General features: G+C 72.5%; 21 protein-coding genes and 1 riboswitch. Of the genes, 7 read left to right on the top strand and 14 right to left on the bottom strand.

Annotated features, from left to right (window positions below; genetic code table 11):
- The 3 genes from ABZU53_RS08870 to ABZU53_RS08860 form a co-directional block, all read right to left on the bottom strand.
- The gene (locus ABZU53_RS08870; protein ID WP_355064805.1) at positions 1-1,035 is read right to left on the bottom strand and encodes an iron ABC transporter permease; all 1,035 of its coding nucleotides are present in this window, start codon (positions 1,033-1,035) and stop codon (positions 1-3) included.
- Between the two features lie 229 nt (positions 1,036-1,264).
- Positions 1,265-2,194 (bottom strand): ABC transporter substrate-binding protein, encoded by a 930-nt coding sequence (locus tag ABZU53_RS08865; protein ID WP_354853830.1) that lies wholly within the window; start codon positions 2,192-2,194, stop codon positions 1,265-1,267.
- A gap of 109 nt (positions 2,195-2,303) precedes the next feature.
- Positions 2,304-2,368, bottom strand: a riboswitch (cobalamin riboswitch).
- A gap of 178 nt (positions 2,369-2,546) precedes the next feature.
- Positions 2,547-4,424 carry a M14 family zinc carboxypeptidase gene (locus ABZU53_RS08860; protein ID WP_355064774.1) on the bottom strand — a complete coding sequence of 626 codons (1,878 nt, stop codon included), beginning with the start codon at positions 4,422-4,424 and terminating at the stop codon, positions 2,547-2,549.
- 212 nt (positions 4,425-4,636) lie between these two features.
- On the opposite strand from ABZU53_RS08860, the gene ABZU53_RS08855 reads away from it, so the two are divergent.
- Entirely contained in the window at positions 4,637-5,974 is a 1,338-nt protein-coding gene (locus ABZU53_RS08855) for a C39 family peptidase (RefSeq protein ID WP_355064772.1), read from the top strand.
- A gap of 124 nt (positions 5,975-6,098) precedes the next feature.
- Here the strand turns inward: ABZU53_RS08855 and ABZU53_RS08850 are convergent, their stop codons facing one another.
- From ABZU53_RS08850 to mqnE, 3 genes are all read right to left on the bottom strand, one after another.
- Positions 6,099-6,374: a DUF4229 domain-containing protein gene (locus ABZU53_RS08850; RefSeq protein ID WP_354853821.1), complete on the bottom strand. Its 276-nt coding sequence runs from the start codon at positions 6,372-6,374 to the stop codon at positions 6,099-6,101.
- A 63-nt stretch (positions 6,375-6,437) separates the two neighbouring features.
- Positions 6,438-6,875, bottom strand: a complete 438-nt coding sequence (locus ABZU53_RS08845; protein ID WP_354853818.1) for a hypothetical protein — start codon at positions 6,873-6,875, stop codon at positions 6,438-6,440.
- 23 nt (positions 6,876-6,898) lie between these two features.
- Positions 6,899-8,068: an aminofutalosine synthase MqnE gene (gene mqnE, locus ABZU53_RS08840; protein ID WP_354853815.1), complete on the bottom strand. Its 1,170-nt coding sequence runs from the start codon at positions 8,066-8,068 to the stop codon at positions 6,899-6,901.
- 237 nt (positions 8,069-8,305) lie between these two features.
- Here mqnE and ABZU53_RS08835 point away from each other — a divergent pair, with 237 nt between their 5' ends.
- The 4 genes from ABZU53_RS08835 (at position 8,306) to ABZU53_RS08820 (ending at position 14,641) form a co-directional block, all read left to right on the top strand.
- Positions 8,306-9,847 carry a C40 family peptidase gene (locus ABZU53_RS08835; protein ID WP_355064803.1) on the top strand — a complete coding sequence of 514 codons (1,542 nt, stop codon included), beginning with the start codon at positions 8,306-8,308 and terminating at the stop codon, positions 9,845-9,847.
- Between the two features lie 112 nt (positions 9,848-9,959).
- On the top strand, positions 9,960-11,666 hold the full coding sequence (locus tag ABZU53_RS08830; RefSeq protein ID WP_355064770.1) for a hypothetical protein: 1,707 nt from the start codon (positions 9,960-9,962) through the stop codon (positions 11,664-11,666).
- A gap of 259 nt (positions 11,667-11,925) precedes the next feature.
- Entirely contained in the window at positions 11,926-13,911 is a 1,986-nt protein-coding gene (locus ABZU53_RS08825) for a DEAD/DEAH box helicase (RefSeq protein WP_355064768.1), read from the top strand.
- 109 nt (positions 13,912-14,020) lie between these two features.
- Positions 14,021-14,641: a putative glycolipid-binding domain-containing protein gene (locus ABZU53_RS08820; RefSeq protein WP_355064801.1), complete on the top strand. Its 621-nt coding sequence runs from the start codon at positions 14,021-14,023 to the stop codon at positions 14,639-14,641.
- A gap of 87 nt (positions 14,642-14,728) precedes the next feature.
- Here the strand turns inward: ABZU53_RS08820 and ABZU53_RS08815 are convergent, their stop codons facing one another.
- Genes ABZU53_RS08815 through ABZU53_RS08805 form a run of 3 tightly spaced genes read right to left on the bottom strand, consistent with a single transcriptional unit; the run spans position 14,729 to position 17,197 of the window.
- Positions 14,729-15,820, bottom strand: coding sequence for a PLP-dependent cysteine synthase family protein (locus tag ABZU53_RS08815; protein ID WP_355064766.1), 1,092 nt, complete (start codon positions 15,818-15,820; stop codon positions 14,729-14,731).
- Positions 15,821-15,851: 31 nt separating this feature from the next.
- Positions 15,852-16,682, bottom strand: a complete 831-nt coding sequence (locus tag ABZU53_RS08810) for an SDR family oxidoreductase (RefSeq protein ID WP_354853805.1) — start codon at positions 16,680-16,682, stop codon at positions 15,852-15,854.
- 56 nt (positions 16,683-16,738) lie between these two features.
- Positions 16,739-17,197 (bottom strand): Lrp/AsnC family transcriptional regulator, encoded by a 459-nt coding sequence (locus ABZU53_RS08805; RefSeq protein ID WP_354853802.1) that lies wholly within the window; start codon positions 17,195-17,197, stop codon positions 16,739-16,741.
- A gap of 269 nt (positions 17,198-17,466) precedes the next feature.
- Here ABZU53_RS08805 and ABZU53_RS08800 point away from each other — a divergent pair, with 269 nt between their 5' ends.
- The gene (locus ABZU53_RS08800; RefSeq protein ID WP_007454516.1) at positions 17,467-17,733 is read left to right on the top strand and encodes a BldC family transcriptional regulator; all 267 of its coding nucleotides are present in this window, start codon (positions 17,467-17,469) and stop codon (positions 17,731-17,733) included.
- Between the two features lie 100 nt (positions 17,734-17,833).
- On the opposite strand, the gene ABZU53_RS08795 is transcribed toward ABZU53_RS08800, so the two are convergent.
- The gene (locus tag ABZU53_RS08795; protein ID WP_355064764.1) at positions 17,834-18,463 is read right to left on the bottom strand and encodes a UbiX family flavin prenyltransferase; all 630 of its coding nucleotides are present in this window, start codon (positions 18,461-18,463) and stop codon (positions 17,834-17,836) included.
- Between the two features lie 161 nt (positions 18,464-18,624).
- Here ABZU53_RS08795 and ABZU53_RS08790 point away from each other — a divergent pair, with 161 nt between their 5' ends.
- A complete protein-coding gene (locus tag ABZU53_RS08790; RefSeq protein WP_354853798.1) occupies positions 18,625-19,587 on the top strand; it encodes a terpene synthase in 963 nt (320 codons plus the stop codon).
- On the opposite strand, the gene mqnP is transcribed toward ABZU53_RS08790, so the two are convergent.
- The 4 genes from mqnP to ABZU53_RS08770 form a co-directional block, all read right to left on the bottom strand.
- Positions 19,584-20,495: a menaquinone biosynthesis prenyltransferase MqnP gene (gene mqnP, locus ABZU53_RS08785; protein ID WP_354853795.1), complete on the bottom strand. Its 912-nt coding sequence runs from the start codon at positions 20,493-20,495 to the stop codon at positions 19,584-19,586. The two genes, ABZU53_RS08790 and mqnP, sit on opposite strands and share 4 nt — an antisense overlap.
- Entirely contained in the window at positions 20,495-21,955 is a 1,461-nt protein-coding gene (locus ABZU53_RS08780) for a menaquinone biosynthesis decarboxylase (RefSeq protein ID WP_355064762.1), read from the bottom strand. Before ABZU53_RS08780 ends, mqnP begins: the two co-directional genes overlap by 1 nt.
- A 181-nt stretch (positions 21,956-22,136) precedes the next feature.
- Positions 22,137-22,319, bottom strand: a complete 183-nt coding sequence (locus tag ABZU53_RS08775) for a DUF397 domain-containing protein (protein WP_355064799.1) — start codon at positions 22,317-22,319, stop codon at positions 22,137-22,139.
- Entirely contained in the window at positions 22,316-23,122 is an 807-nt protein-coding gene (locus ABZU53_RS08770) for a helix-turn-helix transcriptional regulator (protein ID WP_355064760.1), read from the bottom strand. The genes ABZU53_RS08775 and ABZU53_RS08770 overlap by 4 nt, the downstream gene beginning before the upstream one ends.
- Positions 23,123-23,190: the final 68 nt, after the last annotated feature.

Below are 23,190 nucleotides of genomic sequence, written 5' to 3'. Positions count from 1 at the left end.
TCACGTGAGCACCCGTCGGGCGGTCCGCAGCACGAGGACGAAGAACGGGCCGCCGAGCAGTGCGGTGACCACGCCGATGGGCACCTCGGCCGGGGCGGCGGCGGTCCGGGCCACCACGTCGGTCAGGGCCAGGAAAGCGCCCCCGAACAGCAGTGACAGCGGCAGGATCACCCGGTAGCTCGACCCGGCGAGCAGCCGGACGGTGTGCGGCACGATGATGCCGACGAAGCCGATGAGCCCCGTCGCGGAGACCGCCGCGGCGGTGCCCAGCGACGCGGCGGCGATCAGCAGGTAGCGGGTGCGCTGCGGGTGCAGGCCGAGGCTCCTCGCCTCGTCGTCGCCGACCGCGAGGACGTCCAGCTCGCGGCGGTGCAGCAGCACCACCACGGTGGTCAGGGCGGCGTACGGCAGCACCAGCAGCACGTCGTGCCAACCTGCGGTGGCCAGCCGGCCGAGCAGCCAGGAGTAGACCGGCTGGATGCTGTCGGAGTGCCGCTGGAGCAGGTACGTCTGCCCGGCGGAGAGGAACGCGGAGACCGCGACCCCGGCCAGGATCAGCATCGCCGGAGACCTGCTCCGCCCGCCGGCCGCGCCGAGCAGGTAGGTCATCGTCACGGCGAGTAGCGAGCCGGCGAACGCGGCCAGTGGGATGGTCAACGGCAGCCCGGAGATCGCGCCCTGCCGACCGACGCCGCCGAGGGCGATCACCGCGGTGACCGCGAGGCCCGCGCCGGCGGCCACGCCGAGCAGGTACGGGTCGGCCAGCGGATTGCGGAACACACCCTGGTAGCAGCCGCCGGCCAGGGCGAGCAGACCGCCGACGAGGAGGCCCAGCACGACCCGGGGCAGCCGCAGTTCGGTGACGATGGCGATTTCCCGCTCGGTCAGCCCGCTGTCGAGGTGCACCCCGGGGATCAGGTTGAGCAACTCGGCGGCGACGCTGCCCGGCGGCAGGCTGACCGGCCCGAGCGACACCCCGGCGAGGAGCGCGACGAGCACCGCGAGGACGCCGGCGACCAACCAGCGTTTGCGCACCTCGGCGGGCCGCACCCCGGCGGAGGGCAACCCCGCGCGCCGGGCGCCGGACGGCAGCCCGCCGGCCGATGGCAGCCCAGCGACGGACGGCAGCCCCCCGGGCTGGCCAGAAGACGGCAGCCCAGCGACGGACGGCAGCCCGCCGGGCCGGGACGTGGAGGGCGTCCCGGCCGGCGGGGTGGTGGGTGGCGGGGCGGCCATCGGCGTCCCGGTCACCGACGGGTCGTCATCACGCGGGCACCTTGGCGACCGCGTCGATGATCACCCGGAGCAGGTCCACGATCCGCGGGCCCCAGCGGGAGGCGATGTCGTCGTCAAGCGTGACCACCTGGTTGTTCTTCACGGCGGTGAGGCCGGCCCAGCCGCTGCGGGCCTTGACCGAGTCGCCGTTCTGCTGGCAGCACTTGGAGTCGGCCAGGAAGACGAAGTCCGGGTCGGCCTTGACGATGAACTCCTGGGAGAGCTGCGGGTAGCCGCCGCTCTTGCCGTCGGCGTCAGCCGCATCGGCGATGTTGACGAGGCCGACCTGGCTGTAGAGCGAGCCGATGAAGGTCTTGCTGGTCGCGCTGTACAGCTCGGGGCCCAGCTCGTGGTAGTAGGTGAGCTTCTCGGCACGCTGCGGCAGGTCCTTGACCAGCTTGGCGATGTCGTCCTTCATCCCGGTGGCGACGTCGGCGGCCTGGTCGGCGTGCCCGGTCAGGGTGCCCAGCTCGGTGATCTGCCGGTACGAGTCGTCCAGCGTGGTGGCGGCCGGGGTCAGGTACACCGGGATCTTCAGCTTGCCGAGCTGGTCGACGATCTTGTTGATGTCGTTGGAGAGCACCACCAGGTCGGGGTTCTTGCCGGCGATCGCCTCGGCGTTGGGCTGGAAGCCGGACAGGTCGGTCTTGGGCGCGTCGGCCGGGTAGTTGGACTGGTCGTCGACCGCACTCACCTGCGGGCCCGCGCCGATCGCGAAGAGCATCTCGGTGGCGCTGGCCGAGAGCGACACGATCTTCTCGGGACGCTTGTCGAGGGTGAGCGCGCCGACCGTCACCGGGTAGTTGGCGGCGGCGGTGCCCGCGCTCGGCTTGTCGTCGGTCTTCTCGGCGCAGGCGCCGAGGGCGAGCGCGGCGACCGCGAGGGTCGCGGCGAAGAGCCGAGGGGTACGTCTGAACATGGGGGCCTCCTGTCGGTCGAGGAGTGTGGTGCTTCGCCGACAGGATTCGTACGCCCGCCCACGAGGCGCCCTTCCTCGAGAGCGCGTGTCGCGACCCATCCGCAGGCGACCTGGCTCGTCCCCGCCGTCGGGCGGGGCATCACAGTTGCGGGACAGCGCCGGTTTCGCACCGGCTTCGCTGCGGAGTGGTCGATAAGACGGTAGCGCACCGCCGGGACGTGCCGGATCGATCAAGTGTTGATCAACACTCGTCGATCGGGATCGTGGTCACGGGGGCGGCATATGTCCCGGATCGGGAGTCTCGGGAGCGGGTGGTGGGGCCCCGCCGGGGGCGGAGCGGGGCCCCACCCGATCAGGAGGACATGATGGTGACGTTGTCCACAGCCGCCTCCACCAGGCTGGCTCCGGAGGCGTCCGCCGCCTCGACGAGGATGCGGACCGACTGGCCGGCGTACGGGGTGAGGTTGAGGTTCGCCACCGCCCAGGTCCCGTTGCGGTTGGCGGCCGCGCCGGCCTCGGTGAGCAGGGCCGTGGTGCCGCCGTTGTGCACCACGCTCACCCGCAGGTAGTCGGCCGACGAGGCGTTCGAGCCGTGCGCCAGGTACCAGGCCAGCGAGAGGGTCAGCGTGCCGGACGACGGCAGGGTCACCGCCGGGGACCGGGCGCTGGTCACGCCGCCGTCGACGTCGTAGTCACCCGCCGCCGAGCCGGCGAGCTGGCCGGTGACCAGGTCGTTGGATCCGGCGTACGGGGTGAGCTGCTTGGCGCCGGAGGACGTGGTGGCCTGGGCGGCACCCCGTTCCCAGGCCCCGAGGGTGGCGGTGTCGGTGCCGGCGGGGTTGGTGGTCCAGCCGGTGGCGGTCTCGAAGGTGTCCGACCAGACCGTGGTGCCGCCGCCACCGCCGCAGTACTGCGACTGCTTGCCGATGGCCCGGTACGGGCAGTCGGCGTACTCGCTGAGCAGCAGCACCGCCTCCCGGTTGCGCGTGGTCTGCGCGGTGATCACCTCGTCGGGCGGGTAGAAGCCGCCGCCGCCGGACGAGCCGGGGTACATCTCGAAGGTGTACGCCCAGATGTTGTGGGTGGCCCACATCCAGTCGAGGCTGTCGCCGTCGGTGATGTAGAGGTCGCTGGACTGCTCCGGGGTGTAGTTGTTGGTGGCCGCCATCTGCTGGCCGATGGTGGCGAACGTGTTGTACTGGTCGGCGCTCATCCCGGTGGCGGTGTTCGCGGTCGTGTAGCCGTACGGCCAGAGCACCAGCTCCGAGTAGGTGTGGAAGTCGATGTTGGCCTTGATCTGCTGGGTGCCGCCGACGACACGACTGTTGACGAAATTGCGCAGCGCCTGCGTCTCGGGGGCGGAGAACGCGGACGGGCCGCGGTAGGTCTCCGACGACGTCGACCCGGAGGAGCCGCCGCAGCAGCCCCAGTTGTAGCCCCAGTTGCGGTTGAGGTCGGTGCCGACGTTTGACGAGCCGCTGTTGGGCTGGCGGTTCTTGCGCCAGGACCGGTACGACCCGGTGGCGATGTCGTACTCGCTGCCGTCCGGGTTGACCGTCGGCACGATCCAGATCTCCCGGCTGTTGACGATGTTGGTGATCCGGGAGTCGCTGCCGTAGCTGTCGGTGAAGAGGTTGAGCAGGTAGATCGCCATCTCGACGGTCAGGTGCTCGCGGGCGTGCTGTTGGGAGTTGAACAGGATCTCCGGCTCGTTCTCGTCGGTGCCGACGTTGTCGGAGATCTTCACGGCCATCAGGTCGCGACCCTCGTACGACGTACCAATGCTGATCTTGCGGGCGATGGCCGGGTGGTCGGCGACGGTCTGGTTCACGACGGCGGTCAGTTCCGCGTAGTCGTGGTAGTTGGAGTCGGCGGGCGGGAAGGCCAGCGTGCCCACCTCGCCGGCGCCGCGTTCGGCGTTCGGTGGCGGGGCGAGCGGCTCCAGCCGGAAGCCGAGCCTGCCGATGGCGGCGGCCTCGCCGGCGGTGGCCGAGACGTGCAGGACGCCGTGTTCGGAGTAGTCGATGGCGGCCCCGGTGCGGGCCACCGCGTTGCGGTCGGCGAGGGTCCGGGGCCCGAGCACCCGGTAGCCGGCGGCGGCCGGCTCGGCGGTGCGGTCCGGTGCCGGTTGGGCGGCGACCGGTCCGGCGGCGACGGTGACGATTCCCAGCCCGGTGACGACGGCGAGCACCAGGAGACGACGGAGAGGGTGGGGTCTGCCCAGGGTCATGGACTACCTCCTCGGAGGGCGGGATGTCCCGCTCGGTGAAGCACACTTCACCATCAGTCACATGGTCATATCAATATCGATCGCTGCCTTGTGCATCCCAGGTTGACCATCGCTGCGGCAAAGATTTTCTGCCGTCGAACATCTGGCGAAACTTCCCTCCAAGCGGAACACTGACCAGCGACGATGCCCCCACTCGACACCGCGGAGCACCCATGGCCTCCTCCCGCCTGCACGCGGCCGCCCTCGCCGGCGTCAGCGCGCTCACCCTGCTCGCCACCGCAGCCCCCGCGACGGCGGCCCGGCCGCCGGCCCCCACCCACGACGAGCAGATCACCTTCCAGGACTGGTCCGGCCCCGCCGACTGGCACCGGGGCAGCCGGGACGGCACCCGCGTCGTGCCCGGCGCGCGAGCGGGCGTCACCCTGGCCCGCCCGGCCGGCACCATCGAGTACGCCGACCCGCACACCGGCACCACCCGCACCTGGGAGTACGGCACCTGGACCTCGCCGGTGACCCGGATCGGCTTCGACGCGACCGAGCTGATCACCTCCTGGAACGCGGAGACCCCCGCCGGCACCTGGATCCAGGTGGAGATGCAGGGCAGCTACACCAGCGGCGACCAGACCCCGTGGTACGTCATGGGCCGCTGGGCCTCCGGCGACACCGACATCAAGCGGACCAGCGTCAACAAGCAGGGTGACCCCTGGTCGACGATCTGGACGGACACCTTCAGCATCGACGACGCCGACGCCGGAGTGCTGCTGCGGTCGTACCAGCTGCGGCTGACCCTCTACCGGGCCCCGGGGCAGACCGCCGCGCCGGTGGTGCGGATGCTCGGCGCGATGAGCTCCACCGTGCCGGACCGGTTCACCGTGCCGCCGAGCGCCGGGCACATCGCCTGGGGTGTCGAGCTGCCGGTGCCGCGCTACTCGCAGAACGTGCACGCCGGGCACTACCCGGAGTACGACGGCGGCGGCGAGGCGTGGTGCTCGCCCACCTCCACGGAGATGGTCGTCGAGTACTGGGGGCGCAAGCCGTCGGAGGCCGACACCTCCTGGGTGGACCCGACCTATCCCGACCCGACGGTCAACCACGCCGCCCGGATGACCTACGACTACGCGTACGACGGCGCCGGCAACTGGCCGTTCAACACCGCGTACGCAGCCAGCTTCCCCGGGCTGGAGGGGCGGGTGACCCGGCTGCACTCGCTGGACGAGCTGGAGCGCTTCATCGCCGCCGGCATCCCCGTGGTGACCAGCCAGTCCTTCCTCGCCAGCGAGCTGGACGGGGCGAACTACGGCACCTCCGGGCACCTGTTCGTGGTGGTCGGCTTCACCGCCGACGGCGACGTCATCGTCAACGACCCCGCGTCGTCCAGCAACGACGTCGTGCGCAACGTCTACAAGCGGGCGCAGTTCGAGCAGATCTGGCTGCGGACCAAGCGCACCAACGCCAGCGGCGGAGTCTCCGGCGGCTCGGGCGGCATCGCGTACCTCATCAAGCCCACCTCGAAGCCCTGGCCCAAGGTCCCCGGCTCCACCAACTGGTAGGCCCAGCGCCGGTTGCGCCCAACGCCGGTTGCGCCGAACGCCGTTGATCAAGAGGTTTGCGTCACCGGAAGCCGTCCTGGTGACGCAAACCTCTTGATCACGGCGGTGGAGCGGCGTTCCGGCCCTACGGCTTCCGCTCAGGCTCGTCGGGGTGGTCGTCGTCGCCGGCCAGGGCCGCGCGGAGGCGTTCCTTCTCGGTGCGGCGGCGCTCGGCGGCGCTGGCCATCTCCTCGGCCATCTCGTCGCGCCAGCCGCGCAACAGGAAGAAGGAGAGCGCGGCGGAGAAGACCAGCGCCAGCATCAGCTTCAGGAACACGTTCATGTCGACCAGCCAGAGACCCGCCAGCACGGCGACGAACAGCCCGATCCGGCCCAGCGTGTACTTGACCGCCGCGCTCACCTGCACCACTTCCGTTCTCTCCGTCAGCCGCCGGTGCCGGCGGAAGAGTCAACCTGGTCGGGGTCAGCCGGTCCGGCGGGCCAGCCAACGGACGCCGCGGAACCAGACAAGCGCGTACGCCACGGTGAACGCCAGTGCCCCCAACGCGCCGGACAGCAGCGGCGGGAACCCGGCGGCCAGCCCGGCGACCAGCAGCCCCACGAGCACCGCGACCGCCAGCGCGACGAACGCCGCCACCACCCGGGCCGCGCCGAAATCCCAGGCCCGGAAATCGTCCCAGAACAGCCAGGCCGGCAGGATCACCGCCAGCCAACCGTTGGTGTGGCCGAAGTCGCCGGCGCCGAACGAGGCGAACGCCCACTCGAACAGCACGAGCGCCAGCACGCCGATGACCACGCCGGCCAGGCACACCCCGAGCAGATCGCCCAGGGTACGCACGCGTCCCTCGGCGTCCCGCCGGGGAAACCCGCCCTGCTGCTCGGCTCCGCGCTGCTCGGTCATCGACTGCGAGGGTACGTGGTGCCTCAGGCCCAGACCTGCTGCGGCTCGGCGCGGCGCTCGGCCAGCGACGGCGCCTTGTCGTACTCCCGGACCACGTTGTAGCGGGTGTCCCGCTCGACCGGCTGGAACCCGGCATCCCAGATCAGGTGCAGCAGGTCGTCGCGGTGCATGGTGTTCGGGGTGCCGTACGAGTCGGCGTCGTGCGTGATCTTGTATTCGACCACCGAGCCGTCCAGGTCGTCCACACCGAAGTTCAGCGAGAGCTGGGCCACCGAGAGACCGTGCATCACCCAGAAGTTCTTCAGGTGCGGCACGTTGTCGAAGAGCAGCCGGGACACGGCGAACGTCTTCAGCGACTCGGCCGGCGAGGCCATCGTGGTGCGCGCCTGGATCCGGTTACGGATCTTGCCGTCCGCCGAGTCCACGAAGTCGTGCTGGTAGCGCAGCGGGATGAAGACCGCGAAGCCGCCGGTCTCGTCCTGCAACTCGCGCAGCCGCAGCACGTGGTCGACGCGGTGCCGGGGCTCCTCGATGTGGCCGTACAGCATGGTTGCCGGGGTCTTCATGCCCTTGCGGTGCGCCAGGGCGTGGATGCGCGACCAGTCCTCCCAGTGGCAGGCGTGGTCGACGATGTGCTGCCGGACCTCCCAGTCGAAGATCTCCGCGCCACCGCCGGTCAGCGACTCCAGGCCGGCGTCCATCAGCTCGTCGAGGATCTCGTCGGCGCTCAGGCCGCTGATCTTCTCGAACCACTGGACCTCGGTCGCCGTGAAGCACTTGAGCTTGACGTTCGGCAGCGCCGCCTTCAGCTCGCGCAGCACCTTCGGGTAGTAGCGCCACGGCAGCGTCGGGTGCAGGCCGTTGACGATGTGCAGCTCGGTGAGCTGCTCGTCCTCCATCTCCTTGGCCTTGCGGACCGCCTCGTCGATGCGCATCGTGTACGCGTCCTTCTCGCCCGGCTTGCGCTGGAACGAGCAGTACGCACACGACGCCGAGCACACGTTGGTGAGGTTGAGGTGACGGTTGACGTTGAACATCACCCGTTCGCCGTTGAGCTCGGTGCGCTTGTGGTGCGCCAGCCGCCCCAACCAGGTCAGGTCGTCGCTGTCGTAGAGGGCGATGCCGTCCTCGCGGCTCAGCCGCTCACCGGCGTACACCTTCGCTTCGAGCTCACGCTTGAGTCCGGCGTCCATGGCACGTCCCTTCCACCTGCGGTCCCTCCCGAGGGTACGTCGGCGTTCCGGTGGCCCCGGCGGCACGGTCGGCGGCAGCGATCCACTTCACCGGACTCTCAGCCTCCCGTAACCCACCGATGCATCGACATCACTGCCGTCGTGCGGTAAGACAAGGTGGGGCGGAACTCACACACTGGTACCGTCCCGACGGCCGTGCCCACCGAGCGCGGCGCCGAGCACCGGACGGGGAGTGGAATGGTCGACAGCGGGCGCGGGCGACGGCAGCGACGACGGAGCCCGGTGATCTCGCCGGTGCTGCGACCGAAGCTCTGGGCAGCCCTGCTCGGCGCGATCGCCGCCGCCGTGCTGGCCACTCCCGCGTACGCCGAGCCCGCCGTGCCCACGACGGTGCCGGACACCGGCGCCCGCCCGCCGTCGATCGGCGCGCCGCAGGTGCCCGGCAGCCCGCCCGTCGCCGGCATCCCCGCCCCGCCGGTGGTCAACGTCGGCGCCGGCCCGCTGGCCGCCCAGATCGCCGCCGCCGAGAGCCAGGTCGGCCTGCTCGGCGACCAACTCCTGTTGACCCGGCAGAAACGCACCGACGCGCAGGCCCAGCTCGCCGCCGCCGGCAAGGTGCTGGCGACCACGCAGGACGCCCTCCTGCGCGCCCAGCAGGCAGCCGACGCGGCCGCCTCGGACGCGGTCAAGGCAGCCGCCGCCCTGCCGCCCGGTGACTTCGCCAACGACATCCAGGGGTTGAGCCGGCTCCAGCGGATCAACCGTGGCGAGAAGGTCGAGGGCGCCACCACCGCCGTGGCCGGCGAGCTGTCCCGGGCTCGCGCCAACGAGCAGGCCGCCTACCAGGCGCACGCCACGGCCAAGACCGCCGTCGACGCCGCCGAGGCCGAGTTCGCCACCGGCGAGAAGGCGCTGCGCACCGCCGAGGCCAGCCTGCTCAAACTGCGCAAGGACAACGCCACGCAGCTGATCGAGCTCGAGCGTCAGCAGGAGGCCGCCGAGCAGCAGCTGGGCGCGGGCTACGTCGTCGGCCAGAGCAGCAGCGGGATGTCCGCGCACCCGCGGGCGCTTGCCGCCGTCCGGTACGCGCTCGCCCAGCTCGGCGACCCGTACAAGTGGTCGGAGGAGGGGCCGGACGAGTTCGACTGCTCCGGTCTGATGTGGGCGGCGTACCGGTCCCCGGGCGCCGACTACTTCGACCTGCCCCGGGTCTCCCGCGACCAGTACGCGGCCACCCGTTCCCGCACCGTGCCGCAGAGCGCACTGCTCCCCGGCGACCTGCTCTTCTTCGCCTCCGGCAGCAGCTGGACCACGATCCACCACGTCGGCATGTACATCGGTAACGGCAAGATGGTGCAGGCGCCCACGACCGGCGACGTGGTCAAGATCTCGGTGGTCGGCTGGTCCCGGCTCTACGCCGCGACCCGGGTGATCGGGGCGGTGCCGACTCCGACCGTGCCCCTTCCGCCGCCCCCCACCACCACGCCGACCCCGCCCACCAAGCCGACCCCCACCGCGAAGCCGACGCCGACCACCAAGCCGACGCCCAAGCCGACCGGATCGGCCACCCCCAAGCCCACCGCCACCCCGACCCCGAAGCCGACCGGCAGCAGCACGCCGACCCCGACGGGCAGCCCGACGAACACGCCGTCGACCCCGCCGCCGCCACCCACCACGGCACCGACCAGCGCATCAGCCTCCGCGACCGCCACACCGTCCACCACCCGGAGCGGGACGTCCAGCGACAGCCCGACGAACAGCCCGAGCACCGCCCGCTGAGCCGCCACACGGGCTCCGGCTGTCCGCCCGGGGCGATCTGTGGCACGGTGACAACCAGGCACATCCGGTCCGATGTCACGGGCCGGGTGCGAGCGTGGCGCGGAGGGCGGAGATGGCCGAGCAGAGAGATCCGGCGGAGAGTGTCGACTCCGCGCTGACGGAGGCCGACCCGCTCGACGGCGAAGCCGCCGCCACGCTCGACGGGCAGGCCCCCACGGAGGCCGCCGACGACGCGAAGGCTGCCACGGACGACGCGAAGGCCGCCACGCCCGACGTGAACGCCGCCGCGCCCGAGGACGACGCCGCGAACGACGCTGGCACCGACGACGCTCGCGCCGAGAACGCTGCCATCGCTCAGCCCCGCGAGGCGGACGTCGAGCAGCCGGCGCCGGATGACGCTGCCCCTGCCCCGACCGCCGCGGCCCCGGTGCGGGCCCGCGCGAGCGTCGCGACCGTCGGAGCGCTGCCCGGTGATCTCCCGGCGAGCGCCCCGGCCAGCGCGACCACCTACCGGGCGACCGGCTCGGCCAGCCCGGTCGGCGTCCCGTTGCCCGGCCAGCGAGCCACCTCGACCGCTCCCGCGCGGGCCAGCGCCACGGTGCCGGGCAGCAGCCGGGTCGCGGCCGGCAGCGAGGGCACGCCGGACTCCCGGGCCAGCACGTCCGCCGTCTACCGGTCGGGGCCGGTGAATCCCGAGCCGCCGGAGCCGGCGCAGCCTCCGGAGCCGGTGCAGCCTCCCGAGCCGCCGACCCCGGAACCGACGCCTCCCGGGCCGGGTGACCCGGAGCCCGCGCCGAGTCCGGGTCCGTACCCGCCCGGTCCGTCGCCGACGCCGGGCCCCTCCCCCACGCCGCCGCCGGCCCCGGTGCCGCCCGTGCCAGGGCCACCCGTGCCGCCGCCCTCGCCGCTGCCGCCCATGCCGGGCCCGCCGACACCACCGGTTCCCGGGCCGCCGATGCCGCCGCCCGGCCCGCCGGTGCCCGCGCCACCGCCGCCGCCCGGTCCGATGCCAGCGCCACCGTTCCCGCCGCCCCCGGCGACGATCGGCACGCCGGGCGTACGGGCCACCGCGTCGGTCTCCGCGCCGCCGGCCGCGTGGCCGTCCGTGACCGACGCGGCACCCCGAACCGTCAACGCCTCGCACGTCGCCCCGACCGGGGCACAGCCGAGCCGGGATGCCGCACCGCCGGCCCCGAGCGGCGCACAGACGTCGGATGCCGCCTGGTCGGCCCCGAGCAACGCACGGACATCGGATGCCGCATCGTCGGCCCCGAGCAACGCATGGGCGTCGGGTGCCGCGACGTCGGCCCCGAGCAGCGCACGGACATCGGATGCCGCAACGTCGGCCCCGAGCGGCGCACGGGCCGAGGCTCCTGTCTCGGCCCCACCGGTGGTGCCGGCGCCCGCGCTGCCGAGCTGGCCACCGTCCACCGCCGGCACGCCAGCGACCGGTGGTACGGGCTACCGGACGACCACGCCGCCGGGAGGCCCCGCCCGGCGGGACGCGCCGGCCGGCCCCCACGCCGGAAGGCGCGACGGCGGCACCGACCTGGCGGGCACCGTCTACGGCGGCGGTGAGGGGCCGGGGTTCGCCACGATCGCCCTGCCGGCCAACGCGGCGGTGGAGAATTCCGGGTCGCTGACCGGGCACATCCTCGCCCAGGGCTGGTCGGACACGCCGGCCGAGCGATCGCGAAACACCCGGGTGGTGATCGTCCTGATCGCCGCGTTGGGGCTGCTGGTGGGGATCAGCGTGCTGGTCGTGCTGCTCGCCAACGATGCCCTGGACGGCCTGGTGGGCAGCGTGCTCAACGGCTGATCCGGCGACCGGGCGGGTTCGCGGGTCCGTGAGTCCGCCCACTACCGTCGGTCAACCGGCTGGCGGCTTCGCCGAAGCGCCGTACACTAGTCGAGATCACTGACCCGGCGCGCGTGGTGTGCGCCCTTGGGCGATCTTGCGGGCGATCCGGCGGCACAGCCGCGGCAGGCCATCGCGAAGATGCGCCCCGCTCGAAAGGCATTTGTTGACCACCTCTGCTGACTCCAGCACCGTTTCGTCCGTTTTCGATTCCACCCCGGTGGCGATCGACGCAGCCCCGGAGACGTCCAGCGTCGTCGCGGCCGAGCCGGTCTCGACCGAGAACACTCTGTCCGAGACCGCCGAGCCGATCGACTTCGCCGGCCTGGGTCTGCCCGAGCCGCTGGTTCGTGCCCTGGCCCGCCAGGGCATCACCGCTCCGTTCGAGATCCAGCGGGCCACCGTTCCGGACGCCCTCGCCGGCCGGGACGTGCTGGGCCGTGGGCAGACCGGGTCGGGCAAGACGCTCGCCTTCGGCCTGCCGATGATCGCTCGGCTCGCCACCCGCAACCGGGCCCGGCCGATGCGGCCGCGCGCCCTGGTCCTGGTTCCCACCCGTGAGCTGGCCATGCAGGTCAACGATGCGCTGGTGCCGCTGGGCAAGTCCGTCGGCATCTTCTTGAAGACCGCCGTCGGCGGCGTTCCGTACGACCGCCAGATCGACGCGCTCCGGCGCGGCGTGGAGGTCATCGTGGCGACCCCGGGCCGGCTCGGCGACCTGATCGAGCGGGGCATCTGCCAGCTCGACGACGTCGAGGTGACGGTGCTCGACGAGGCTGACCAGATGGCCGACATGGGCTTCCTGCCCGAGGTGACCGAACTGCTGGCGAAGACGCCGGCCAACGGTCAGCGGCTGCTCTTCTCGGCCACCCTCGACGGTGACGTCGACGCGCTGGTCAGGCGGTTCATGAACGACCCGGTGACCCACTCCACCGCGCCGTCCACCGCGTCGGTGTCCACCATGGATCACCACATGCTCCTGATCCCGCCGCACGAGAAGTTCCCGGTGGCCGCGTCGATCGCCGCCCGGGACGGGCGGACCATGGTCTTCGCCCGCACCCAGCTGGGTGTGGACCGGCTCGTCGAGCAGCTCGCGGCGGTCGGCGTACGGGCCGGGGGGCTGCACGGCGGCAAGACCCAGCGGATGCGGACCAAGACCCTGGCCGAGTTCCGTGAGGGCCGGATGAACGTCCTGGTCGCCACGGATGTGGCGGCCCGGGGCATCCACGTCGACGGGGTCACCCTGGTGCTGCACGTCGACCCCCCGAAGGACCCGAAGGACTACCTGCACCGCGCCGGCCGCACCGCCCGGGCCGGCGAGTCCGGCGCGGTCGCCACGCTGGTACTGCCCAAGCAGCGTCGTACCACCCTCGCCATGCTGGAGAAGGCCGGCGTGACGCCGGCCGAGACCCGCGTCCGGGTCGGCGACCCGGTGCTGGCCGAGCTGATCGGCGCCCGCGAGCCCAGTGGCGTCCCGGTTCGCGTGGAAGCGGAGCCTCGCGGCTTCGGCGACCGCTCCGGCGGCGCACGCCGCTTCGACGACCGTTCCGGGGGTCCGCGCCGCTTCGGTGACCGGCCGACCGGCGAGCGCCGCTACGGCGACCGCCCGCAGGGTGAGCGCCGCTACGGCGACCGCCCGACCGGCGACCGGCAGTACGGCGACCGCCCGCAGGGCGACCGCCGCTACGCCGATCGGGACAGCCGGGGTTACGGCGACCGACCCACCGGCGAACGGCGCTACGGCGACCGCCCGCAGTTCGGCGACCGGGACGGCCGGGGCGACCGACCGACCGGCGAGCGGCGCTTCGGCGACCGACCGCAGGGCGAGCGCCGCTATGGCGACCGCCCGACCGGCGACCGGCAGTACGGCGACCGGCCCACCGGCGAGCGGCGCTTCGGCGATCGTCCGACCAGCGACCGGCAGTACGGCGACCGACCGCAGGGTGAGCGCCGCTACGGCGACCGTCCGACGGGCGACCGTCCGACCGGCGACCGGCAGTACGGCGACCGGCCCACCGGCGAGCGGCGCTTCGGCGACCGGCCGCAGGCTGACCGGGGTGACCGGGGTGACCGGCCGGCCGGTGAGCGGCGTTTCGCCGACCGGGACACCCGGGGTGGTTACCGCTCCGAGGGTCGCGGTCGGGACGACCGGCCGCGCGACGACCGTCGCGGTTTCGGCGGCCGGCCGGCGGCGCGTACCCACTGATCCCACTGATCCACCGGAACGCCGTCGCGGAGCGCACGCTTCGCGGCGGCGTTCGCGCATGCCGTGGCCGATGTCGGTCTGGTCGCGTAACGTCCGGCTCATGGCGACCATGGCGAAGTCGATCTTCTGGTCCCGGACGGACACCGCCGGCAGTGAGCAGGCTCTGTTCACCGACGGCGACGGGTTGGCGGCGCGGGGCACGCTGCTCGCCGTGGACCCGATTCCGTTCACCGCCCGCTACCGGCTGACCACGGCGCCCGACTGGAGCACCGCCCGCGTCGAGGTCGAGGCCGAGGGGTCGGGCTGGCTGCGCCGGGTGACGTTGGAGCGGGCCGCGTCCCGGTGGCGGGTGACCACCGCCGAGCAGGGCGACCTGGACGCGGCGCTGACCAGGGCCGGGCATCCCCGGTCCGGCCTGCCGGGCACCGACGACCCGGATCGCCTGGCCGAGGCGCTCGACGTCGACCTGAGCGGCTCGCCGCTGTTCAATGCCGTCCCGGTGCGCCGGCTCGGGCTGACCAGCGGGCCGGCCGACATGCCGCGCCGGATCACCGTCGCGTGGGTGCTGCTGCCCGGCCTGGAGGTGGTGCCGGCCGAGCAGATCTACACCGGGCTCGGGCCGGGCCGGGTCCGGTTCGCCAGCGGCACCTTCACGGCCGACATCGACCTGGACGCCGACGGCTACGTGGTGCGCTACCCCGGCCTGGCGGAGCGCATCGACCCGCGGTGACCGAGCCGATCCGACACGCCGACGCGCGAAGCCGGCCCCGCACCGGAGGCCGGAGCCCGCGAGACCTGCGGGCCGGGAACGCGCTGCTCAGGCGGGCCAGGCGCCGCTGGTCAGGAAGCGCTCGATGGTGGCGGCATGGGGCGCCAGATCGAGGCCCTGGGCGGCCACCCAGTCGTCGGAGTAGTACGTGTCGGCGTACCGGTCACCGGCGTCACAGATCAGGCTGACCACCGAGCCGGTCCGGCCCTCGGCGAGCATCTCGGCGATCAGGCCGAACGCGCCCCACAGGTTGGTGCCGGTGGAGCCGCCCACCCGGCGGCCGAGCACCGCTGAGCCGGCGCGCATCGCGGCCAGCGAGGCGGCGTCCGGCACCTGGACCATCCGGTCCACGACCGACGGCAGGAAGGACGCCTCGACCGTGGGCCGACCGATCCCCTCGATGCGGGAGCCCCTGCCGGTGCGCACCGACCAGTCGGCGGCCAGCCAGGCCGGATAGAAGGCGGAGTTCTCCGGGTCGACGACGCAGAGCTTGGTGGCCAGGCGGCGGTAGCGGGCGTACCGGCCGATGGTGGCGCTGGTGCCCCCGGTGCCGGCGCCCACGACGACCCACGCCGGGATCGGGTGGCGTTCCAGCCCCAACTGCGCGTAGATCGACTCGGCGATGTTGTTGTTGCCCCGCCAGTCGGTGGCCCGCTCGGCGTACGTGAACTGGTCCATGAAGTGGCCGCCGGAGTCCTCGGCCAGCCAGCGGGCCTCGACCACGACGCCCGCCGGGTCGTCCACCAGATGGCAACGGCCGCCCTGGAACTCGATCTGCGTGATCTTCTCGGGCGAGGTGGAGGCGGGCATCACGGCGATGAACGGCAGCCCGAGCATCCGGGCGAAGTACGCCTCGGAGACCGCCGTGGAGCCCGAGGACGCCTCGACGATCGTGGTGCGCGGCCCGATCCAGCCGTTGCAGAGGCCGTAGAGGAACAGCGAACGGGCCAGCCGGTGCTTGAGCGAGCCGGTCGGGTGTGACGACTCGTCCTTGAGGTAGAGGTCGATTCCCCAGGCCCGGGGCAGTGGGAACGGCAGCAGGTGGGTGTCGGCCGAGCGGTTCGCGTCCGCCTCGACGGCGGCGATCGCCTCGGTCACCCAGCTGCGGCTGGCCTCGTCGCACCGGTCGAGATGAGTCACGCGGGAAACCTAGCAAGCAGGCCAGCGGCGCTCAGCCGCGGTCCGGAGGCGTCGAGCGGCGTGACTGTCGGCGTTGCCCGGCCCGGCCGACGGCCTGGACGAGAGGGCTCAGTCCGACGGCGAGTCGGGGCAGGGCGTCCAGCAGCCGGACCTGGGCGCCTCGCCAGCGGGGCAGGCTGACCACCGGGCGGGGCCGGCGGGCCAGCCGGGCCGCCCGGGCGGCCACCCGCTGCGGGGTCAGCATCGACCCGGTGAACGAGGCCAGCGCGCCCGGGTCGTCCAGCCGGTCGTGCAGCATCGGGGTCCAGATGCCGTCCGGGCAGAGGCAGGAGACGTGCACCCGCCGGTACCCGGCCATCCGCAGGTCAGAGAGGGTGCCGAGGCTGAAGGCCAGCAGTGCGTGCTTGCTGGCGGCGTACACCGTCTCGCCAGGTGCGGCGATGAGCCCGGCCAGCGAGACGATGTTCAGGACGTGGCCGTGGCCCTGGTCGCGCATGACCGCCAGCGCGGCGAGTGTGCCGTTCATGGCACCGAGCGCGTTGACGTCGAGCACCCGGCGGCGGGTCGGCCCGTCGTGCTCCCAGGAGGGGCCGGTGACCAGGATGCCGGCGTTGTTGACCCAGAGGCCGAGGCCGCCTCGACTCGCGGCGGTCGCCGCGATCTCGGCGCACGCGGCCTCGTCGCGGACGTCCAGTGCGGCCGACCAGCCGCCGAACGGCACAGCGGCGGCCGCTGCCGCGTCCGGGTCGAGGTCGGTGAGCAGCACCGACCAGCCGTCGGCGTGCAGCGCGGCGGCGACGGCGCGGCCCAGGCCGCCGGCGGCCCCGGTCACCACGGCCGCTCCGCGTCCCGGCGAGGTCATCGGCGCACGCTACCGCCGCGCGCCGGACGACACCAGGGGTACGCGGCGCAGCAGGGTCAGGCGGGCGGCGGGCCGAGCGGCTGGGGGCGGTTCTCCCACTTGGTGGAGAGGGCGATGGCGGTGCGCGTCGAGGCGACCCCGGGGGTCCGGTTCAGCCGCACGATGAGCTGCTCCAGCTCGGCGATCGTGCCGACCCGGGCTTTGAGCAGGAACGACTCGACGCCGGCCATGAAGTAGCAGGATTCGATCTCGGGCAGCACCCGCAGCGACTCCAGCATGTCGTCGGAGTCCGCGCCGGAGTCCTCGACGATGCCGATGAGCGCCGTGACACCCAGCCCGATCGCCTCGGGTTCCACGTCCGCGCGGTAGCCCCGGACCACGCCACTGCTCTCCAGCTTGCCGACGCGTTCGTGCACGGCGGGGGCGGAGAGGCCCACCTGCCGGGCAAGCTCGGCGTACGAGAGGCGGGCGTTGCCCCGCAGCAGGTCGACGAGGCTCAGGTCGATAGCGTCCACGGAGAGTGACCTTAACGTGTTGGGCGTAACGCGACGCCTTCGGCATCCGTTGGTCAGAACAGTGAGTAACCGTTCATAAACTGACCGTCTAGGTAGGGGTTGCACCAGTACCATTTACTAACTTCCCAGTCAGTGCATTTTTCGCGTTTGGCGGACAGGCCAGGTCCCTGGTGCTGTAATTGCCATACGTCCCTCATGACGGCTCTGGGCTCGCACCAGCCGGGGGCAGTGTGTTCAGCCAGGGGCTTCGTCGACGCGAGGAGGGGGCTGTGGACACTGGAGATCGCCTGCTGACACCGGGTGAGGTCGCCGCGCTGTTTCGGGTGGACCCGAAAACTGTGACGAGATGGGCGGCGGCCGGCCGGATAGGAAGCATCCGGACTCCAGGCGGGCATCGCCGGTTTCGGGAATCCGAGGTGCGGGCCCTGCTTGAGGGGGAGGGCATGCTGGACGAGGTGGACGAGGTCGGAAAGCCACGCAACGTGGGTCCGGCTGCCTCCACCGGGCCGGGTCCGGCCAACGCCGGCATGTACTGAACTGGTGCGGACAACGTCAGGCGGACCGGACACCAGTCCGGTCCGCGTCCCGCTGCGACAACCGGCCGGGCGTCCCGGCCGAACGGGCTGAGCCGACGGCTCAGCCCCGGGCCGCGCCGAGCTGGCCGGACCAGCGGCGGAACAGGGTGTGTGGCACGCCGAGCGCGTCCAGCACCTTGCCGGCCACGAAGTCGACCAGTTGCTGCGCGCTGGCCGCCGCGCCCGCGCCGTAGAAGCCGGGGCTGGCCGGCAGCACCACCGCCCCGGCGTCGTGCAACGCGAGGAGATGCTCCAGGTGACTGCGGGTCACCGGCGTCTCCCGGGGCACCACCACCACCGGTCGGCGCTCCTTGAGGTTGACCTCGGCGGCGCGTTGCAGCAGGTCCTTGGAGAGCCCGATCGCGATGCCCGCGCAGGCCGCCGTGCTCGCGGGCACCACGGCCATTCCGCGTACCCGGTAGGAGCCGCTGCTGGGCCCGGCGGCCAGGTCACCCGCCGGCCAGTGCCGTACGTCCGCGTCGGTCAGGTCCCGGCCGAGCCAGGCGGCGAGGTCCTCGGCCCAGTGCGCGTCGCGGAACGACCGGCCGGTCTCGTCGAGCACGGTGAGCCGTGCCGCCCGGGACACGATGAGGTCGACCGACTCGCCCGCGTCGAGGAGCCCGCCGACGACGGCCGCCGCGTACGGCGTGCCGGAGGCTCCGGAGACCCCGACCACCCATGGTTCCCGCATACCCTCAGCCTGCCTGGTCGGCGTCGCACGCCGGTGGGCACCCCCGCGATCCGGTCGACGCGAGCCGTCCGAGATGTCCGGGCGGGTCTCTGCTCGTCCCGCCGACCTGACATGCTGCCGGTGGCGATTCGCACCGGGAGCAGATCGCGCGGGAGGCATCGGTGACGACCGGCGAGGTCCTCTGGGCGCTGCGCGCCGAATGCCCGATTCCGGCCCGGTCTTCGCCGCACGCGGACCGGGTCCAGCAGTGGCTGCTCGGTCTGCTGCCCGAGCTGGGTCTGCCGCTGGACGACGCCGCGCTGCACCGGCTGGCCCGGGGCGGCTTCGCCCGGTACGCGGGGCGGCTCTACCCGGACGCCAGCGAAGCCGACCTGCGGGTGCTGACCGCCCTCTTCACCTGGTTCTTCCTCGTCGACGACGCGTGCGACGGGCCGAACCGGCTCGATCCGGCGCAGATCCGGGCGCTGCGCGACGGGACGCTGGCACTGCTGCACGACGGCCCCCGGCTCCGGCACGGCGGCCTGACCGGTCCGCTGCGGCGGCTGCTGGTGCTGGCCTGGCGGGAGCCGCGCCGCCGGATGCCGGCCCGGTGGCGGCAGCGCTTCGCCGACGCGGTGGCCCGGCACCTCGACGGCACCTGGCGGGAGGCGGTCAACAAGGAGGCCGGCCGCCGTCCCAGCGTCGGCGAGTACGTCGAGTTGCGGCGGGAAACCTCGGCGGCGGAGGTGTCGTACCCGCTGGTGGAGTTCGTCAGCGGCCGACCGCTGCCCGATGCGGTCTACCATCACCCGCTGCTGCGGCAGGTCGCGCGCACCGGCAACGACCTGCTCTCCTGGTACAACGACGTGGCCTCGCTGGACCGGGACCGGGCCACCTCGGGCGGGCACAACCTGGTCCTGGCCACGCAGGCCGAGCAGGGCGTGTCGGCGGCGGAGGCGGTCGACCGGGTGGCCGAGCGCTGGCGGGAGTCGATGCGACAGTTCGTGGCGCTCCGCGCCGCCGTGCCGTCGTTCGGGCCGGCGTTGGACGAGGCGGTCACCGACCATCTCGACGGGGTCGCGTACGCGGTGCGCGGCACCATCGACTGGACGCTGGAGAGCGCCCGCTACCCGACCAACGCCTAGGAACGCAGGTCGAGGCGGATCACCAGGTCGAGCAGGGCGAACACGAACAGCGCGATGCCGACGAAGCCGTTGGCGGTGAAGAACGCCCGGTTGACCTTGCTGAGGTCGGTCGGGCTGACCACCAGGTGCTGGTAGCCGAACGCGACAGCGGTCAACGCCAGCCCGATCCACCAGAGCCAACCGAAGCCGACCAGCGCGCCGAACCAGATGAACAGCGCGAACGTCACCACGTGCGCGACGGTGGAGGCGTGCAGGGCGAAGCGCCGGCCGTACCGGGCGGGCACGCTGCGCACGCCGATCTCCTGGTCGATCTCGGAGTCCTGGCAGGCGTAGATCAGGTCGAAGCCGCCGATCCACAGGCCGACCGCCGCGCCGAGCAGCCAGGCCGGCCAGGAGCCGTCCAGGGTGCCGGTGACCGCGAGCCAGGCGCCGACCGGGCCGACCGCCTGGGCGATCGCGAGGATGGCGTGCGGCCAGTTGGTGAACCGCTTGCCGTACGGGTAGACGACCAGCGGCACCACGGCGAGCGGCGCCAGTACCAGGCAGAGGGGGTTGAGCAGCGCGGCGGCGGCGAGGAACACCACAAGCGCGACGGCCGCGCCGGTCCAGGCCGTCCGCACGCTCACGGCCCCGGTGACCAGTTCCCGTCCGGCGGTACGCGGGTTCCGGGCGTCGATGCGCCGGTCGAGGATCCGGTTGGCGGCCATCGCGAACGTCCGCGCGCCGACCATCGCCACGGTGATCAGCAGCAGGTCGAGCCACCGCACGTGCCCGCCGTTGACCTGCATGGCGGTCAGCGCCGACAGGTACGCGAACGGCAGCGCGAACACCGAGTGCTCGATCGCGACGAGCTTGAGGAAGGACTTGACCCGGCCCGGCTTCTCCACCGGTGCGTCGAGGACGGCCATCAGATCCCGTACTCCTTCCAGCGCTTGTCGACCAGGGCCGCGACTTCCGGGGCCATGGTCATCTCCTCCGGCCAACCGCGGGTGTAGCCCTCGGTGGGCAGCTTGCGGGTCGCGTCGACGCCGGCCTTGCCGCCCCAGAACTGCTGGTACGACGAGTGGTCGAGGTGGTCCACCGGACCCTCGGTCAGCAGCAGGTCACGGGCGTAGTCGACGTTGCCGAACGCGCGGAAGGCGACCTCGTTGTAGTCGTGTACGTCGCAGTCCTCGTCAACGATCACGATCAGCTTGGTGAGCGACATGAGGTGCGCGCCCCAGATCGCGTTCATCACCTTCTGCGCGTGCTTCGGGTAGCGCTTGCGAATGGAGACGATCGCGCAGTTGTGGAACACCCCGGCGGCCGGCAGGTCGTAGTCGACGATGTCCGGGATCATCAGCTTGAGCAGCGGCTGGAAGATCCGCTCGGTGGCCTTGCCGAGGCCGTGGTCCTCCTGCGGCGGCTTCGACGTGACGATCGAGTGGTAGACCGGATCGCGCTGCGTGGTCATCGTCTCGATGTGCAGCACCGGGAACGGCTCGACCGGCGTGTAGTAGCCGGTGTGGTCGCCGAACGGCCCCTCGGGCAGCCGCTCGCCGGGCTCCAGGTAGCCCTCCAGGACGATCTGCGCGTGCGCCGGCACCTGCAACGGGACGGTGAGGCAGTCGACCATCTCCACCCGCTCGCCGCGCAGGAACCCGGCGAACAGATATTCGTCGATGTCGCCGGGAAGCGGCGCGCTGGCCGCGTACGAGACGACCGGGTCGCAACCGATCGCGATGGCGACCGGCAGGCGCTGGCCGAGCCGCTCGGCGACCGCGTGGTGCGCGGTCGAATCCTTGTGGATCTGCCAGTGCATGCCCAGCGTGTTCCGGCCGTGCTGCTGGAGCCGGTAGAGGCCCAGGTTGCGCTTGCCGGTCTCCGGGTGCTTGGTGTGGGTCAGCCCGTAGTTGTGGAAGATCCCACCGTCGCCGGGCCAGACCTGCAACCCCGGCAGCCGGCCCAGGTCGACGTCGTCGCCGGAGTAGACGACCTCCTGGCAGGGCGCGGTCTTGACCTTGCGCGGCGGCACCGACTTGAGCTGCATGACCTTGCCGAGGCCCTCGCGGATGCCGGACCAGCCGACCGGCAGCTCCGGCTTGATCAACGCGCCGATCCGGGCGCCGACCTCGTCCAGCGAGTCGACGCCGAGGGCCATCGCCATCCGCTTCTCGGTGCCGAACAGGTTGATCGCCACCGGCATCTCGCCCCGGGTGGGGTGCTCGAAGAGCAGCGCCGGCCCACCGGCGCGCACCGTGCGGGTGACCACCTCGCTGATCTCCAGGGTCGGGTCGACGGGGACGTCGACCCGACGCAGCTCCCCCGCGCGCTCCAGCGCCGCGAGAAAGTCCTTGAGATCGGTGTACGGGAAGCCACGAGCCGCCATGACGCCCAGTCTCCCGCACCGGGTCCGGGGTGGCCCACAGCGGGTGCTGTGACACCCGCGACGGCCCGGGGTCGACGGCCGTCCGCGGGTCCGGCGGGCGCGGCGCGGCCACCGGGGCAGGCCGGCGCGGGCCACCGCCCAGTGACAGCTCCTGGACCGGCGGCGCGGTCGTTCGGCGCGGTCAGTCGGTGCGGGCCAGCTCGACGAAGGCGCGCCACGCGGCCGGGCTGAAGGTCAGCACGCCGCCGTCGCGGTCCTTGGAATCGCGGACGTGCACCCGGTCGGGCAGGTTGTCGGCGACCTCGACGCAGGCGCCGCTGTTGTTGCCGCTCCGGGTGGACTTGTGCCAGCGGGCTCCGGTCAGATCCATGGCTTCACGATCTCCTCGAGCAGGTCGATGGACTGCTGCCGGGGCAGCGCGTCACTGCGCAGACTCTCCCACCTTCCGAGCAGGGTCGCCACCTCGTTGTTCTCGTCGACGGCGGTGCCGCCGGTCTGGTTGTCGAGGAAGCCGAGCCAACTGCCGTCGGCGGTGCGACCGAGGATGAACGGCCCGAACAGGCCGGCGTGCAGCCCGACCGCCTGCGGCAGCACGTGCACCCGGATGTGCGGCCGACGGGCGCACGCCACCAGGTGCCGGAGCTGATCGGCCAACACCCCGGCGCAGCCCTCGGCGAAGCGCTGCAACGCGGCCTCGTCGATCACGGCGGTGAGCTGTGGCGGATGCTCCCGGTCGAGGATCACCTGCCGCTCCAGCCGGGCGGCCACCAACTCCTCCACCCGCTCGGCGGTGAGCCCCAGGTCGAGCCGGAACACCGCGCGGGCGTAGTCGGCGGTCTGCAACAGGCCGGGGATCATCGTCGACTCGAAGCAGCGCAACTGGGTGGCGACCCGCTCGACCTCCAACCAGGGCCGGAACCAGACCGGCTCACCGTCTCGCCGGCCCAGCTCGCGCAGCGAGACCAGCAGCCCACCGGTGTCGAGCACCTCGTCGGCCCGGGTCAGGTACGCCAGGTTGGGCACGGTCTGGCCCAACTCGACCGCCGACACCATGGAGGGCGAGTAGTGCGCCCGCTTGCCGTACTCCTCCTGACTCATGCCGGCCGCGAGCCGCGACCGGCGGAGCTGGTCCCGGATCATCGCCACCGTCGACACCACTGGGGCCATTCGCCCGCCTCCCGCCGTGAATGAAGGACCACATCGATCCGCCTGCCGCAAGGTAGCGAACTCGCGAC

It is taken from the genome of Micromonospora sp. NPDC005194, from assembly GCF_040608335.1.
Classification (GTDB): Bacteria; Actinomycetota; Actinomycetes; order Mycobacteriales; family Micromonosporaceae; genus Micromonospora.
The sequence above is the reverse complement of the archived record's forward strand: the minus strand, read 5'-3'. Positions and strand labels throughout refer to the sequence as shown.

Excerpts from the sequence above, each read along its gene's own strand:
- ABZU53_RS08780 (WP_355064762.1), bottom strand. The coding sequence starts at position 21,955 with ATGGCGGCTCGTGGCTTCCCGTACACCGATCTCAAGGACTTTCTCGCG.
- ABZU53_RS08795 (WP_355064764.1), bottom strand. The coding sequence starts at position 18,463 with ATGCGGGAACCATGGGTGGTCGGGGTCTCCGGAGCCTCCGGCACGCCG.
- mqnP (WP_354853795.1), bottom strand. The coding sequence starts at position 20,495 with ATGGCCGTCCTCGACGCACCGGTGGAGAAGCCGGGCCGGGTCAAGTCC.
- ABZU53_RS08770 (WP_355064760.1), bottom strand. The coding sequence starts at position 23,122 with ATGGCCCCAGTGGTGTCGACGGTGGCGATGATCCGGGACCAGCTCCGC.
- mqnE (WP_354853815.1), bottom strand. The coding sequence starts at position 8,068 with ATGGACGCCGGACTCAAGCGTGAGCTCGAAGCGAAGGTGTACGCCGGT.
- ABZU53_RS08820 (WP_355064801.1), top strand. The coding sequence starts at position 14,021 with ATGGCGAAGTCGATCTTCTGGTCCCGGACGGACACCGCCGGCAGTGAG.
- ABZU53_RS08810 (WP_354853805.1), bottom strand. The coding sequence starts at position 16,682 with ATGACCTCGCCGGGACGCGGAGCGGCCGTGGTGACCGGGGCCGCCGGC.
- ABZU53_RS08845 (WP_354853818.1), bottom strand. The coding sequence starts at position 6,875 with ATGACCGAGCAGCGCGGAGCCGAGCAGCAGGGCGGGTTTCCCCGGCGG.
- ABZU53_RS08830 (WP_355064770.1), top strand. The coding sequence starts at position 9,960 with ATGGCCGAGCAGAGAGATCCGGCGGAGAGTGTCGACTCCGCGCTGACG.
- ABZU53_RS08865 (WP_354853830.1), bottom strand. The coding sequence starts at position 2,194 with ATGTTCAGACGTACCCCTCGGCTCTTCGCCGCGACCCTCGCGGTCGCC.
- ABZU53_RS08835 (WP_355064803.1), top strand. The coding sequence starts at position 8,306 with ATGGTCGACAGCGGGCGCGGGCGACGGCAGCGACGACGGAGCCCGGTG.
- ABZU53_RS08860 (WP_355064774.1), bottom strand. The coding sequence starts at position 4,424 with ATGACCCTGGGCAGACCCCACCCTCTCCGTCGTCTCCTGGTGCTCGCC.
- ABZU53_RS08855 (WP_355064772.1), top strand. The coding sequence starts at position 4,637 with ATGGCCTCCTCCCGCCTGCACGCGGCCGCCCTCGCCGGCGTCAGCGCG.